At 56.3% G+C, this 15,065-nt stretch carries 12 protein-coding genes; 9 read left to right on the top strand and 3 right to left on the bottom strand.

Annotated elements, in window-relative coordinates; all coding sequences use genetic code 11:
- The first annotated feature begins 279 nt into the window (after positions 1-279).
- The 8 genes from nuoG (at position 280) to nuoN (ending at position 10,344) form a co-directional block, all read left to right on the top strand.
- The gene (nuoG, locus tag J2X14_RS07615) at positions 280-3,003 is read left to right on the top strand and encodes an NADH-quinone oxidoreductase subunit NuoG (protein ID WP_352410607.1); all 2,724 of its coding nucleotides are present in this window, start codon (positions 280-282) and stop codon (positions 3,001-3,003) included.
- On the top strand, positions 3,000-3,977 hold the full coding sequence (gene nuoH / locus J2X14_RS07610; RefSeq protein WP_352410606.1) for an NADH-quinone oxidoreductase subunit NuoH: 978 nt from the start codon (positions 3,000-3,002) through the stop codon (positions 3,975-3,977). The genes nuoG and nuoH overlap by 4 nt, the downstream gene beginning before the upstream one ends.
- Before the next feature lie 13 nt (positions 3,978-3,990).
- On the top strand, positions 3,991-4,533 hold the full coding sequence (gene nuoI, locus J2X14_RS07605) for an NADH-quinone oxidoreductase subunit NuoI (protein ID WP_352410605.1): 543 nt from the start codon (positions 3,991-3,993) through the stop codon (positions 4,531-4,533).
- Positions 4,534-4,543: 10 nt separating this feature from the next.
- The gene (gene nuoJ, locus J2X14_RS07600) at positions 4,544-5,101 is read left to right on the top strand and encodes an NADH-quinone oxidoreductase subunit J (protein ID WP_352410604.1); all 558 of its coding nucleotides are present in this window, start codon (positions 4,544-4,546) and stop codon (positions 5,099-5,101) included.
- Positions 5,098-5,400, top strand: a complete 303-nt coding sequence (gene nuoK, locus J2X14_RS07595) for an NADH-quinone oxidoreductase subunit NuoK (protein ID WP_103059485.1) — start codon at positions 5,098-5,100, stop codon at positions 5,398-5,400. Before nuoJ ends, nuoK begins: the two co-directional genes overlap by 4 nt.
- Positions 5,397-7,232: an NADH-quinone oxidoreductase subunit L gene (gene nuoL, locus J2X14_RS07590; protein ID WP_352410603.1), complete on the top strand. Its 1,836-nt coding sequence runs from the start codon at positions 5,397-5,399 to the stop codon at positions 7,230-7,232. The genes nuoK and nuoL overlap by 4 nt, the downstream gene beginning before the upstream one ends.
- Positions 7,233-7,359: 127 nt before the next feature.
- A complete protein-coding gene (gene nuoM, locus J2X14_RS07585) occupies positions 7,360-8,880 on the top strand; it encodes an NADH-quinone oxidoreductase subunit M (RefSeq protein WP_352410602.1) in 1,521 nt (506 codons plus the stop codon).
- 6 nt (positions 8,881-8,886) lie between these two features.
- Positions 8,887-10,344: an NADH-quinone oxidoreductase subunit NuoN gene (nuoN, locus tag J2X14_RS07580; RefSeq protein ID WP_352410601.1), complete on the top strand. Its 1,458-nt coding sequence runs from the start codon at positions 8,887-8,889 to the stop codon at positions 10,342-10,344.
- Positions 10,345-10,478: 134 nt separating this feature from the next.
- On the opposite strand, the gene J2X14_RS07575 is transcribed toward nuoN, so the two are convergent.
- Positions 10,479-11,852 (bottom strand): hypothetical protein, encoded by a 1,374-nt coding sequence (locus J2X14_RS07575; protein ID WP_352410600.1) that lies wholly within the window; start codon positions 11,850-11,852, stop codon positions 10,479-10,481.
- 307 nt (positions 11,853-12,159) lie between these two features.
- Between J2X14_RS07575 and J2X14_RS07570 the strand changes: the two genes are divergently transcribed.
- The gene (locus tag J2X14_RS07570; protein ID WP_352410599.1) at positions 12,160-12,609 is read left to right on the top strand and encodes a GNAT family N-acetyltransferase; all 450 of its coding nucleotides are present in this window, start codon (positions 12,160-12,162) and stop codon (positions 12,607-12,609) included.
- Positions 12,610-12,682: 73 nt separating this feature from the next.
- Here the strand turns inward: J2X14_RS07570 and J2X14_RS07565 are convergent, their stop codons facing one another.
- Positions 12,683-13,228, bottom strand: a complete 546-nt coding sequence (locus J2X14_RS07565; RefSeq protein WP_352410598.1) for an NADPH-dependent FMN reductase — start codon at positions 13,226-13,228, stop codon at positions 12,683-12,685.
- Between the two features lie 53 nt (positions 13,229-13,281).
- Entirely contained in the window at positions 13,282-14,940 is a 1,659-nt protein-coding gene (locus tag J2X14_RS07560; protein WP_352410597.1) for a glucan biosynthesis protein D, read from the bottom strand.
- Positions 14,941-15,065: the final 125 nt, after the last annotated feature.

Genomic DNA, 15,065 nt, shown 5'->3' with positions numbered 1-15,065 from the left:
GCAGCAAGGCGGCAACTGAACGAATCCCGCGAGCTTACATAAGTAAGTGAGCGCGGTGAGTAAAAGCAGCCAACACCGCTGCGGCCTGAAAGGCGGAAGGGATTACCCAAAGCATTTCGGGTTGCAGCAAGGCGGCAACTGAACGAATCCCGCGAGCTTACATAAGTAAGTGAGCGCGGTGAGTAAAAGCAGCCAACACCGCTGCGGCCTGAAAGGCGAAGGGTAAGAAGAATTGTGTTTAACGCTCGGTCACCCGAGCCTTACGGAAGCATGTTCACTATGGCTACAATTCATGTAGACGGTAAAGAATATGAGGTAGATGGAGCGGACAACCTGCTACAGGCATGTCTCTCTCTTGGCCTGGATATTCCTTATTTTTGCTGGCACCCGGCGCTGGGAAGCGTGGGTGCCTGCCGCCAGTGCGCGGTAAAGCAATACCAAAACGCTGAGGATACCCGCGGGCGTCTCGTCATGTCCTGCATGACTCCCGCCTCTGACGGTACCTTCATTTCTATCGACGATGGCGAAGCGAAAGAGTTCCGTGAAAGCGTGGTGGAGTGGCTGATGACTAACCACCCGCACGATTGTCCGGTGTGTGAAGAGGGCGGCAACTGTCATCTGCAGGATATGACGGTAATGACCGGTCATAGCTTCCGTCGCTATCGTTTTACCAAGCGTACGCACCGCAACCAGGATCTGGGGCCGTTTATCTCGCATGAGATGAACCGCTGTATCGCCTGTTACCGCTGCGTGCGTTATTACAAAGATTATGCCGACGGCAAAGATCTGGGCGTCTATGGCGCGCACGATAACGTCTATTTCGGCCGCCCGGAAGATGGCACGCTGGAGAGCGAATTCTCCGGTAACCTGGTTGAGATCTGCCCGACCGGCGTCTTCACCGATAAAACCCACTCCGAACGCTATAACCGTAAATGGGATATGCAGTTTGCGCCCAGCATCTGCCAGCAGTGTAGCGTCGGCTGTAATACCAGCCCAGGCGAACGCTATGGCGAACTGCGCCGTATCGAAAACCGTTATAACGGCAGCGTAAACCACTATTTCCTCTGCGACCGTGGCCGCTTCGGCTATGGCTACGTCAACCGTAAAGATCGTCCGCGTCAGCCGATGCAGCGTCGCGGCAATGACTGGGTAGCACTGAACGCCGAACAGGCGATGCAGGGCGCGGCGGATATCCTGCGCCAGGCGAAAAAAGTGATCGGTATTGGCTCGCCGCGCGCCAGCGTGGAAAGCAATTTCGCGCTGCGTGAACTGGTAGGCGCGGCGAACTTCTCTACCGGCATCCCGGCTGGCGAACAGGCGCGTCTGGATTTAATGCTGAAAGTGCTGCGCGAAGGCGGTATTCATACGCCCGCGCTGCGTGAAATGGAAAGCTACGATGCGGTGCTGGTGCTGGGCGAAGATCTCACGCAAACCGGCGCGCGCGTGGCGCTCTCTGTGCGCCAGGCGGTAAAAGGCAAAGCGCGTGAAATGGCGGCGGCGCAGAAAGTGGCCGACTGGCAAATCGCGGCGATCATGAACATTGGTCAGCATGCGAAACATCCGCTGTTTGTCACCAACGTCGATGAAACCCGTCTTGATGATATCGCGGCCTGGAGCTATCGCGCGCCGGTGGAAGATCAGGCGCGTCTCGGCTTCGCTATCGCCCATGCGCTGGACGCGGGCGCACCAGCGGTCAGCGATTTCGACAGCACCCTGAAAGGCAAGCTTGACGTGATTGTTCAGGCGCTGGCGGGTGCGAAGAAACCGCTGATTATTTCCGGTACTCACTCCGGCAGCGAAGCGATGATCGAAGCGGCGGCTAACGTTGCTAAGGCGTTGAAAGGGCGCGGTGCCGACGTCGGCATTACGCTGCTCGCTTCCGCCGCCAACAGCGTCGGCCTTGGCATGATCGGTGGTAACACGCTGGACGATGCGCTGGAGCAGCTGGAAAACGGCAGCGCCGACGCCGTGGTGATTCTGGAGAACGATCTCTATCGCCATGCGCCGAAAGCGAAGGTAGATGCCGCGCTGCGCAACGCCGACAACATTATTGTGGTCGATCATCAGCGCACGCCAACGCTGGAAAAAGCGGGTCTGATTCTGTCAGGCGCCAGCTTTGCTGAGAGCGATGGCACGCTGGTTAATCAGGAGGGCCGCGCGCAGCGTTTCTTCCAGGTTTACGATCCCGCTTACTACGACGCAACGGTAGTGATGCTGGAAAGCTGGCGCTGGCTGCATTCGCTGCACAGCGTGCTGCAAAGCCGTCACGTTGACTGGACGCAGCTGGATCACGTGATCGACGCCGCGGTGGCCGCGCTGCCGCAGCTGCGGGGTATTAAAGATGCCGCGCCGGACGCGACGTTCCGTATTCGTGGCCAGAAGCTGGCGCGTTCGCCGCACCGTTCCAGCGGACGTACCGCCGCGCGCGCCAATATCAGCGTGCATGAGCCGCGTCAGCCGCAGGATATGGACACCATGTTCTCCTTCTCGATGGAAGGTAACAACCAGCCCAGCGCGCCACGTTCTGAGATTCCTTTCGCCTGGGCACCAGGCTGGAACTCACCGCAGGCGTGGAACAAATTCCAGGATGAAGTGGGCGGCAAACTGCGTAACGGCGATCCCGGCGTGCGTCTGTTTGAGGCGACGGCGGGCCAGCTCGACTGGTTCACCGCGGTGCCTGGCACCTTCGCCCGCAACGGCGGCTGGCGCGTTGCGCCTTATTACAATCTGTTCGGCAGCGAAGAGATGACGCAGCGCGCGCCGGTTATCCAGCAGCGTATGCCGCAGCCCGTCGTGGTGATTAACCCGGCCGATGCCGCGCAGCTTGGCGTCAATGCCGGGACAGCGGTGGAGTTCAGCTGCGCTGGCGAGACGTTGCGTTTGCCGGTGCGCTTCTCCGAGGCGCTGCAGGCGGGGCAGGTTGGTCTGCCGCTGGGCATGCCGGGCGTACCGCCGTTCCTGTCGGGCGCGAACATTGAGACTCTGCGGGAGGCGGCACAATGAGCTGGTTAACACCGGACGTTATCGATATCTTGCTGGGCATTCTCAAGGCGATCGTCATTCTGCTGGTGGTGGTCTCCTGCGGGGCCTTTATGAGCTTTGCCGAGCGTCGTCTGCTGGGTCTGTTCCAGAACCGCTACGGGCCTAACCGTGTGGGCTGGGGCGGCTCGCTGCAGCTGGTAGCGGATATGATCAAAATGTTCTTTAAAGAGGACTGGGTCCCGCCGTTTACCGACCGCTTTATCTTTACCCTGGCCCCGGTTATCGCCTTTGTATCGCTGCTGTTAGCGTTTGCCATCGTGCCGGTCAGCCCGACCTGGATGGTGACCGACCTTAACATCGGGCTGCTGTTCTTCCTGATGATGGCGGGTCTGGCGGTTTATGCGGTGCTGTTTGCTGGCTGGGCGAGTAACAACAAATACTCGCTGCTGGGTGCGATGCGTGCATCGGCGCAGACGCTGAGCTACGAGGTGTTCCTTGGTCTGTCGCTGATGGGCGTGGTGGCGCAGGCGGGCTCGTTCAATATGAACGACATCGTCAACAACCAGGCGCACCTGTGGAACATCATCCCGCAATTCTTCGGCTTCCTGACCTTCTGTATCGCGGGCGTGGCGGTGTGTCACCGTCACCCGTTTGACCAGCCGGAAGCGGAGCAGGAGCTGGCGGATGGTTACCACATTGAATATTCCGGCATGAAGTTCGGCCTGTTCTTCGTGGGCGAATATGTGGCGATTACCACGGTTTCCGCGCTGATTGTGACGCTGTTTTTCGGCGGTTGGCACGGGCCTTGGCTGCCGCCCTTTATCTGGTTCGCGCTTAAAACGGCCTTCTTCATGATGATGTTTATTCTGATTCGTGCTGCGCTGCCGCGTCCGCGCTATGACCAGGTGATGTCCTTCGGCTGGAAAGTATGTCTGCCGTTGACGCTGTTGAACCTGCTGGCTACCGCCGCAGTGATTCTGTACAACGCGCAGTAAAGGGGTTGTAACCATGACATTAAAAGAGATTATTGTCGGTTTCGGCACCCAGGTACGCAGTATCTGGATGATGAGCCTGCATGCCTTCGCGAAACGTGAAACGCAGATGTACCCGGAGGAACCGGTCTACCTGCCGCCGCGCTATCGTGGTCGTATTGTTCTGACGCGCGATCCCGATGGGGCAGAGCGCTGCGTAGCCTGCAACCTGTGCGCCGTTGCCTGTCCGGTGAGCTGTATTTCGCTGCAGAAGGCGGAAACGGTGGATGGTCGCTGGTATCCGGAGTTTTTCCGCATCAACTTCTCGCGCTGCATTTTCTGCGGCATGTGCGAAGAGGCTTGCCCGACCACGGCGATTCAGCTGACGCCCGATTTTGAGCTGGGCGAGTTCAAACGTCAGGATCTGGTGTACGAGAAAGAAGACCTGCTGATTTCAGGGCCGGGCAAATACCCGGAATACAACTTCTACCGTATGGCAGGCATGGCGATCGAAGGGAAAGACAAGGGCGACGCGGAAAACGAAGCCAAACCCATCGACGTCAAAGGCTTGTTACCTTAAGGAGCCAGGCATGGAATTTGCGTTTTATTTTTGTGGTCTGGTGGCGGTGTTAACCACGCTACGCGTGATAACCCACACCAACCCGGTACATGCGTTGCTGTACCTGATCGTATCGCTGTTGGCGATTGCTGGCGTCTTTTTCTCGCTGGGCGCTTACTTCGCGGGTGCGCTGGAGATCATCGTTTACGCAGGCGCCATCATGGTGCTGTTTGTGTTCGTGGTGATGATGCTGAACCTCGGTAAGTCGGTTGAGGATCAGGAGCGCCAGTGGCTACAGCCTTCACTGTGGATCGGGCCGGGCCTGGTTTCGCTGCTGCTGCTGATCATTATGGTGTACGCCATTATGTCCGCTAACGATCAGGGCATCGACGGCACGGTTATCGATGCGAAAGCGGTAGGCATCAGCCTGTTTGGTCCCTATGTGCTGGCGGTTGAACTGGCCTCAATGCTGCTGCTGGCGGGTCTGGTGGTCGCGTTCCATATCGGTCGTGAAGATCGCCCAGGCGAAGTGCTTAGCAACCGCGTCAGCGATGCCGCAGCTGCGCAAACGAAGGAGGAGCGCGCATGATCCCTCTACAACACGGGCTGATTCTGGCTGCCGTGCTGTTTGTCCTTGGACTGACATCGCTGGTGCTGCGCCGTAATCTGCTGTTTATGTTAATCGGTCTGGAAATCATGATTAACGCCTCGGCGCTGGCGTTAGTGGTGGCGGGAAGCTACTGGGGGCAGGCGGATGGTCAGGTGATGTATATCCTGGCGATCAGCCTTGCCGCAGCGGAGGCCAGCATCGGCCTGGCGCTGTTGCTGCAGCTCTACCGCCGTCGTCAAACCCTGAACATTGACACAGTGAGCGAGATGCGCGGATGAACCTTCTTTACTTAACCATACTGCTTCCGCTGATCGGCTTTTTGCTGCTGGCGTTTTCTCGCGGCCGCTGGTCAGAAAACCTGTCGGCCGCCGTAGGCATGGGATCGATTGGCCTCGCGGCGCTGGTCACGTTATATGTCGGCATCGACTTTTTTGCTAACGGCAAAGTGCCGTTTACCCAGGCGCTCTGGACCTGGATGCAGGTCGGTAACTTCAATATCGGCGTTACCCTGACGCTGGACGGCCTCTCGTTAACCATGCTGTCGGTGGTGACCGGGGTGGGCTTCTTCATTCATATGTTCGCCTCCTGGTATATGCGTGGGGAAGAGGGCTATTCGCGCTTCTTTGCTTATACCAACCTGTTTATCGCCAGCATGGTGGTTCTGGTGCTGGCCGATAACCTGCTGCTGATGTATCTCGGCTGGGAAGGCGTGGGGCTTTGCTCTTATCTGCTGATTGGCTTCTATTACACCAATCCGGATAACGGCAAGGCGGCGATGAAGGCCTTTATCATTACCCGCGTGGGTGATGTGTTCCTCGCCTTTGCGCTGTTCATTCTCTATAACGAGCTGGGCACGCTGAACTTCCGCGAAATGGTCGAGCTGGCGCCTGCGCACTTTGCGGCGGATAACCACATGCTGCAATGGGCAACGCTGATGCTGTTGGGCGGTGCGGTCGGTAAATCGGCGCAGCTGCCGTTGCAGACCTGGCTGGCTGATGCGATGGCGGGTCCGACGCCGGTTTCGGCGCTGATTCACGCCGCCACCATGGTCACCGCGGGCGTTTATCTGATCGCCCGTACGCATGGCCTGTTCCTGATGACGCCGGAAGTCCTGCATCTGGTCGGTATTGTCGGCGCGGTGACGCTGGTGCTGGCAGGTTTTGCCGCGCTGGTGCAGACCGATATCAAACGCGTGTTGGCTTACTCCACCATGAGTCAGATCGGTTATATGTTTCTGGCGCTGGGCGTGCAGGCATGGGACGCGGCGATTTTCCATCTGATGACGCACGCCTTCTTTAAAGCGCTGCTGTTCCTCTCTTCGGGTTCGGTGATTCTGGCCTGTCACCACGAGCAGAATATTTTCAAAATGGGCGGCCTGCGTAAAAGCATCCCGCTGGTTTATGTCTGCTTCCTGGTGGGCGGTGCCGCGCTGGCCGCGCTGCCGCTGATTACCGCGGGCTTCTACAGTAAGGATGAGATCCTGTTCGGCGCGCTGGCGAACGGTCATATCAATCTGATGGTGGCCGGGCTGGTCGGTGCTTTCCTGACCTCGATTTATACCTTCCGCATGATCTTCATCGTTTTCCACGGCGAAGAGAAAATTCATGCTCACGCAGGCAAAGGGATTACCCATCACCTGCCGCTGATCGTGTTGATGGTGCTTTCCACCTTTATTGGCGCGCTGATCACGCCGCCGCTGGCGGGCGTTCTGCCTGCGGGCGAGCATGGCGAAGCGGGCAAAATGGGGCTGGAAATCGCATCGGGCGTGGTTGCGGTAGTGGGCATCCTGATTGCCGCCTGGCTCTGGCTTGGCAAGCGCACGCTGGTTACCAGCGTGGCGCGCAGTGCGCCGGGGCGTTTCTTCGGCACCTGGTGGTTTGCCGCCTGGGGCTTCGACTGGCTGTATGACAAAATTTTCGTTAAGCCTTATCTGGGCGTCGCCTGGCTGCTGTCGCGCGATCCGCTGAATGCGCTGCTGAATACGCCAGCAGTGGTATCACGCCTGGCAAATAAAGGGCTGGTAGTAAGCGAAAATGGCTATCTGCGCTGGTACGTTGCTTCCATGAGCGTGGGTGCCGTTGTGGTGCTGGCGCTGCTGCTGGTGATGTAAGGTTAGTGAGCGGGGTGCGGCATGGCTGCATCCCAACCGATAAGCTTGTGAAAAAACCTGAGGTTGGGCCTGGCCGGTTAGAGTAGCTGGCAGCCCATGCAGGACTAGAAAAGGGACCGTAACCGCCATGTTATTACCTTGGCTAATTGTTATCCCATTTGTCGGCGGCTTTCTGTGCTGGCTGGCTGAGCGCTTAGGCGCGAAGACGCCGCGCTGGATCGCCCTGATTACAATGGGCTTGACGCTGGCGCTTTCACTGCAGCTTTGGTTGCAGGGAGGCTATTCACTGACCCAGGCGGCAGGCATGCCGCAGTGGCAATCAGAGTTCTCCGTTCCCTGGATCCCGCGCTTCGGCATCGATTTTCACCTGGCGCTGGACGGTCTGTCGCTGCTGATGGTGGTGCTGACCGGCCTGCTGGGCCTGATGGCGGTGCTCTGCTCCTGGAATGAGATTGAAAAATATCAGGGCTTTTTCCACCTTAACCTGATGTGGATCCTCGGTGGCGTGATCGGCGTGTTCCTGGCCATCGACATGTTCCTGTTTTTCTTCTTCTGGGAAATGATGCTGGTGCCGATGTACTTCCTCATCGCGCTCTGGGGTCATAAGGCATCGGACGGGAAAACCCGTATTACCGCCGCCACCAAGTTCTTCATTTACACCCAGTCCTCTGGCCTGGTGATGTTGATTGCCATTCTTGGCCTGGTGTTTGTGCATTACCGCGCGACCGGCGTCTGGAGCTTCAACTATGAAGTGCTGCTGCACACCCCGATGTCGCACGGCGTGGAATATCTGCTGATGCTCGGCTTCTTTATCGCTTTTGCGGTAAAAATGCCGGTGGTGCCGCTGCATGGCTGGCTGCCGGATGCCCACAGCCAGGCACCGACCGCTGGTTCCGTGGACCTGGCCGGGATCCTGCTGAAAACGGCGGCCTACGGTCTGCTGCGCTTCAGCCTGCCGCTGTTCCCGAATGCCTCGGCGGAGTTCGCGCCGATTGCGATGTGGCTGGGGATTATCGGTATCTTCTACGGCGCGTGGATGGCGTTCTCGCAAACCGATATCAAACGTCTGATCGCCTACACCTCCATCTCCCATATGGGCTTCGTGCTGATCGCCATCTACACCGGCAACCAGCTCGCGTTCCAGGGCGCGGTGGTGCAGATGATTGCGCATGGCCTGTCGGCTGCGGCGCTGTTTATCCTGTGCGGTCAGCTCTATGAGCGTCTGCATACGCGTGATATGCGTCAGATGGGCGGCCTCTGGTCACGACTGAAATGGATTCCGGGCCTGTCGCTGTTCTTTGCCGTGGCGAACCTGGGGATGCCGGGCACCGGCAACTTTGCCGGTGAATTTATGATTCTTACCGGTAGCTTCCAGGTGGTGCCGACGATTATTGTTATCGCTACCTTCGGTCTGGTGTTTGCTTCCGTTTACTCGCTGATCATGATGCAGCGCGCCTATTACGGTGCGCCGAAGTCAGAGACGCCGCTGCGCGGCATGTCTGCACGGGAATTCATTATGATTATGGTGCTGGTGGTTCTGCTGGTGCTGCTTGGGGTCTATCCGCAGCCGATTCTGGACACCTCACATGCTGCAATGAGCAACATTCAGCAGTGGTTTACCGCTTCAATTTCAACTACAAGGCCGTAATTCGCCATGACAATAACTCCTCAACAACTGATCGCGCTGCTGCCGCTGTTGATCGTCGGATTGACGGTGGTGGTTGTGATGCTGTCCATTGCGTGGCGACGCAACCATTTTGCCAATGCGACGCTGACCGTGATTGGCCTCAACCTGGCGCTGTTGTCACTCTGGTTTGTGGGCCAGGCAGGGCCGATGGATGTCACGCCGCTGTTGCGCGTCGATGGTTTCTCGATGTTCTACACCGGGCTGGTGATGCTGGCGAGTCTGGCCACCTGTACCTTCGCCTATCCCTGGCTGCAGGGCTTCAGCGATAACTGCGACGAGTTCTACCTGCTGGTGCTGATTGCGGCGCTGGGCGGTGTGGTGCTGGCGAGCGCCAATCATATGGCCTCGCTGTTTATCGGCGTGGAACTGCTGTCGCTGCCGCTGTTTGGTTTGATCGGCTACGCCTTCCGGCAGAAACGTTCGCTGGAAGCGGCGCTGAAATATACCATTCTGTCGGCCGCCGCCTCATCCTTCCTGCTGTTTGGTATTGCGCTGGTCTATGCTGATTCCGGTAGCCTGAGCTTTGTGGATCTGGGCAAAAGCCTGAGTGATAACGTGCTGCACCAGCCGCTGATGCTGTTAGGCCTCGGCATGATGATTATCGGCCTCGGCTTTAAACTGTCGCTGGTGCCGTTCCATCTCTGGACGCCAGATGTCTATCAGGGTGCGCCTGCGCCGGTCTCCACCTTCCTGGCGACCGCCAGCAAAATCGCCATTTTCGGTGCGCTGATGCGTCTGTTTATGTACGCACCGGCAACCGATAGCGAAGCGATCCGCAACGTGCTGACGATTATCGCGGTGGTTTCCATTCTGTTTGGTAACCTGCTGGCGATCAGTCAAAGCAACATCAAGCGTCTGCTGGGCTACTCCTCTATCGCGCATCTGGGCTATTTGCTGGTTGCGTTGATTGCGGTGCAGTCTCATCAGATGTCGCTGGAAACCGCAGGCGTCTATCTGGCCGGTTACCTGTTCAGCAGCATTGGCGCCTTCGGTGTCGTCAGCCTGATGTCCAGCCCGTACCGCGGCCCGGACGCCGAGTCGCTCTACTCTTACCGCGGCCTGTTCTGGCATCGTCCGGTGCTGTCGGCAGTGATGACAGTGATGATGCTGTCGCTGGCCGGTATTCCCATGACGCTGGGCTTTATTGGTAAGTTTTATGTTATCGCGCTGGGCATCGATGCCTCGCTGTGGTGGCTGACCGGTGCGGTAGTATTAGGCAGCGCCATTGGCCTCTACTACTATCTGCGCGTGACCGTCAGCCTCTATCTCAGCCCGCCGGAGCTGCATACCCGCGACACGCCTGCCAACTGGGCGTTTACCGCAGGCGGCGTCGTGGTGCTGATCTCCGCCATTCTGGTGCTGCTGTTGGGTGTCTATCCGCAGCCGCTGATCAGCCTGGTACGGATGGCGCAGCCGCTGATGTAAGCTGAGAGGAAGTACCGGCTCCAGGAAAACTGCACCTCACACGTGCTGGCCGAATGGCAAAGTGAGGTGCAGTTTTTTTATGGATATTGACGGCGAAAGCTGAACAAGACGCCAGAGGCAAAAAGCCAGCAGCCTCAGGAGGCGGGCGTATCTACGGCAAGCCTCTTAAACCTGATAGCCTGATTTAGCACCCCCTCCCAGGCGCGATCAACTGCTTTTCCAATCGCAGGATGATCACAGAAAGGGCGGTAGTCGAGAGGTTGAAAGCGTTTATTTTTTTCCATGTTAAACGTCGTATAGGCTTCATTGATTGAATGTCCGCCACTGTAAGTAAGCTCAGCCGCGCTCAGCAATTTAGCCTGCTCAATATTAAATTTCCGGCTGCGTTTAGCGATGTGGTTAAAATAACTTTTAAGTAAATTTGCGCTGCCGGACATGCCGACGGCAAGCGGGCTGCCATAAGTCAGCGCCTGTTGATTATGCAGAGGGATTTTTTTCGACGAAAATTTAATGGCATCAATTGGCCTTATGCCATTTCCAGCACTGGTAAAAGTATCATCCCGGTGCTGATGCATTAGCAAAATGCCAACGCGGTTGCTGGTGGGCCTTTCTTTCACCGGCTTTAAGTTTCTTCGCTGTGGTTTTATCACATTATTATAGTTCCCTGATATTTTGCTTCTGATTGGATAACAGCCCGGCGCCGCCATAATATATTTTACCGTTAAATGTATAATCAGCGCGTGTGCAAGCTCATGACCGGTATAGAGCATGTTGGTGAAGTTTTCTGGCGCGCTATTTTCCAGGAATGTTTTAACCTCAGGAATGTTTTCACGCCAGGGGGGCGGATCGTTTATTAACATGTTTTTTAGGTCTTTGCATAGTTGTGTTTGTTCAGCTGCTGAATGTGTAAGCCGGAAGTTATCCTCAATGTTATAGGCGATGACCCGTACCGATTCCCGCATTTCCTTACTGGGGTTATTAATAATTTCGCTGGCAAAAAAAGAATCAAAGAGCCGCCCATAATAATTCATATAGCTACGAAGCGGGTCCATACTTTTTTCACAGGAGGCCGCAATATTATCTATCTGGCTACGCAAGGCGTTAATATCCTCTTTTGCGCTATTCGGCGCGCCCTGAAGCGTTAATTTTTTCAGCCTGTCTAAGCCGGAGCTATCGAAACGCTCTGATAAAAATGCCTCCTTTAATAAATTCATCAATGGCTCATTATATTTATCCGCCCCTTTTAATCGCAGCAGCGCGGCGATATCGACCAGACACTCCCTGGCCGTTCTGATCTTTCCATCTGAGGGCGCATCCGACGAAGATTGAGAAGCGCTGTTAGCGGCGACTGAATCAATAATTACCTTTTTTCCCTTGTCCGTCAGGCCGTTCACGGTATTAGAGACTTTTTTCAGTATGGAAGTGAAATCCGTCTTTTCTGGGGTAGAGGATGGGGGCGTGTCATAACCTTGGGCGAGAGAGCCGTTTTGCGAGACGGCGTTTAACATAGTAATCTCCTTTTACTTGTTGATTAACAGAGCGACAGGTTAATGAACGATAATTTTATCATTCCACTTTCAGGGGAAAAAATTTTTGTATTAATAATCTTATTAAGTAAGGGGCTTAATAAACAGGAAGAGAATTAAATAATGCACCCGGTCTGGCGCGCCTTTCAGGGCTAAAGCGGTCAGCGGGCAATAAACTTAAATTAGCGCTGGATTTTTACGTAGCGATTGCGGTTATATTAATCCAGCCTGTTGCGGATTAGCGACAGGAGAAGTAGCAGAAACGCTCAACGTTAAGGGACACAGAAGCATGGAATTAACCTGGTATGACGTACACCATAGTGAGCTGAATATTCATCAGCTGCATGACATTCTGGCTTTGCGTAACCGCGTATTTATCGTTGAACAACAGTGCGCTTATCAGGATATCGACGGACAGGATTTAGCCCGCGATAACCGCCACGTTTTCGCGCTTGGCGAGGGACGTTTGCTGGCCTGCGCGCGCCTTTTAACCCCGGCGGATGCGGGCAGTCCGGTAAAAATCGGGCGCGTCATTGTCACCAGCGAAGCGCGCGGGTTACAGCTTGGCTATCGTTTGATGGAGCAAGCGCTGATCGGCTGTGAACAATACTGGCCGGGCCACCAGCAGTTTCTTTCGGCGCAGGCGCACCTGCAGGGCTTTTACGCTCGTATCGGCTTTAAACCGGTCGGCGAAATCTACCTGGAAGATAATATTGCCCATATCGATATGGTGAAATAGCGCGGAAAAGGCGGAGCAGCACGCTCCGCCGATGCGTTTGCCGTTAAAGGCCCGTAGCTGCTGGCTGAAACAGTTAGCGGCTAAAGTCGCTAAAGGCCTGTAGCTGCCTGCTGAGGAAGGTGCGGGTCGCTTCGTCGGTCAGCACGCCCTCTTTAACCTTATCGGTAACCTGACCTATCATTGCTTCCGGCTTATTCATCACGCGCGCGTCAAAAAACACCAAAATCTGCCGCAGATGATACTGCGCCCGCGCGCCGCCGATATTGCCCGGCGAGGCGCTTTGGATCAGTACCGGCTTCGCAGCAAGCGGGTTAGGCGAAACGCGTGACAGCCAGTCGAGCGCGTTTTTCAACACGCCCGGCACCGAGTAGTTATATTCCGGCGTCACGATAATCACGCCGTCCGCCTGCGCGATCGCCTCCGCCATCGCTAATACCGGCGCGGGAAAACCCTCATCCTGCAGATCGGCATTATAATGAGGAAAATCGCCCGGCGAGCCTAGGTGATCGATCGTTACCCCTTCAGGCGCCAGCTCAGGCAAGGTATGCGCTATCGCCGCGTTAAAAGAGCCTTTGCGCAGGCTGCCGACCAGCGTCACAAAATGTTTCTTTTCGCTCATGCTTTCCTCACTGTTTTAACATGACGCGGCGAGGTTTCCCTCGCCGCGTTGGCTTAGTTCACCGTCATCTGGCGGTCATCGATATATTTCCGCTGGTCCGCTGGCGGCGGGAAATATTGATAAAGCCAGGTTTCGCTCAGCGTTTCATCTTTGGTACGCAGGAACATGCGCATCTCAACCGGATCGGCAGCATCGCTGGTGGGATACCAGTCAAACAGAATGCGATAGCCGTTTAGCGGCTCAACAAACAGGATCTCTACCTGTTTAATCGTACCGGCGGAAACCGTAATCACCGGCTCAATGCCTTTCGCTGCGGCATCCTTCAGATTGCCATCAACAAAATCAACGGCAAAACGCCGACACCAGACATCCGGGAAATGCTCGCCAGGCGCCCAGCCTTCCGGGAAGCCGCCGATACCGGAGCGGGTAGACTCCACGCGCGCCAGTTCGCTACGCACCGGCGGCAGGCCGCTCCAGTAAAGTTTGTAGCTGAAAGCGAGTTCGCTGCCAGCCTTAACCGGCTGCTCTGGCTGCCAGAAACAGACCACGTTATCCAGCGTTTCGCCGGTGGTGGGGATCTCCATCAGGTTGATAGCGCCTTTGCCCCATTTGCCGACTGGCTCCACCCACAGGCTTGGGCGCTTGTCATACCAGCCAATCACATCCTGATAATCTTCAAAGTCGTGATTCAGCTGTAGCAGCCCAAAGCCGCGCGGGTTTTCATCATCATAGGCGTTAAACTGCAGTTTGCGCGGATTGTTCAGCGGACGGGCAATCCATTCGCCTTTACCGGTCCACATCGCCAGGCGATCGGAGTCATGGATCTGCGGATGATAGGTGTTGCACATGCGACGTTCGCTGTTGCCGCAGCTGAACATGCTGGTCATCGGCGCGATACCCAGCTGACGAATATCTTTGCGCGGGCAAAGGTGGTTCTCCACCTCCATCACCACGCGCTTCGGCTCGCAGTGGATCACAAACTTAAAGGCGCCGGTCAGGCTGGCGCCGTCGAGCAGGGCATATACGGTAAAGGTGGTATCATCCGCTTTTGGCGTTTCAAACCAGAAGGCGGTGAAGTCGGGGAACTCTTCCTGGCCGTTGCTGAAAGTATTGACCGCCACGCCGCGCGCCGACAGGCCATACTGATAGGTCTCATCCACGGCACGGAAATAGCTGGCACCGAGGAAAGAGACGATATCGCGCCGCGCCAGCTCCGGCTTTTTAAACGCACGGAAACCGGCAAAGCCGAGATCGGTTTTGCCTTCCAGCTGTTTGGTATCAACGCTGGTGTTCTGATAGTTAAACAGCTCCGGGCGGAAGTGAATCTCACGCGCTTCGCGGCTGCTCTTGTCCACGGAAAACATACGGATACGGCGTTTAAAGCCCATACCCACGTGGAAAAACTGCACGTCCAACTGGCGGTTATCGATGTCGTTCCAGAGCGAATGCCCTGCATCATACTGAATAGCGTTGTAGGCCTGCGGCGTCATGGTCGCCAGCGTATCGGGCAACGGGCCGGGCGCGCCGCCCCAAGGCTGCTGCGCCAGCGCGGCGGCTTTTTTCTTCAATACCTCAAAGTCAAAACGCGTGGCATTGCCGTCAGCAATGCCATCTTCTGCCCAGGCGGACTGCGCAAATAGCGTGGATAAGCCGGACATGCCGCTAACCGCAGCGCATGCCATTGACGTTTTCATAAACATTCTTCGATTCATGCCAGAAACAATTTCCTTATGCTGAACGAGTTTGTAGTGGTCGAGCTTCTGCACCCATTTGCTTTCCCGGATGAAACCCAGGTTACAGTCAGCTACGACAGACGCAGGCGGCAAAAATTCGGTCA

The sequence above is a fragment of the Mixta sp. BE291 genome (assembly GCF_031457955.1).
Lineage (GTDB): Bacteria > Pseudomonadota > Gammaproteobacteria > Enterobacterales > Enterobacteriaceae > Mixta.
The sequence above is the reverse complement of the archived record's forward strand: the minus strand, read 5'-3'. Positions and strand labels throughout refer to the sequence as shown.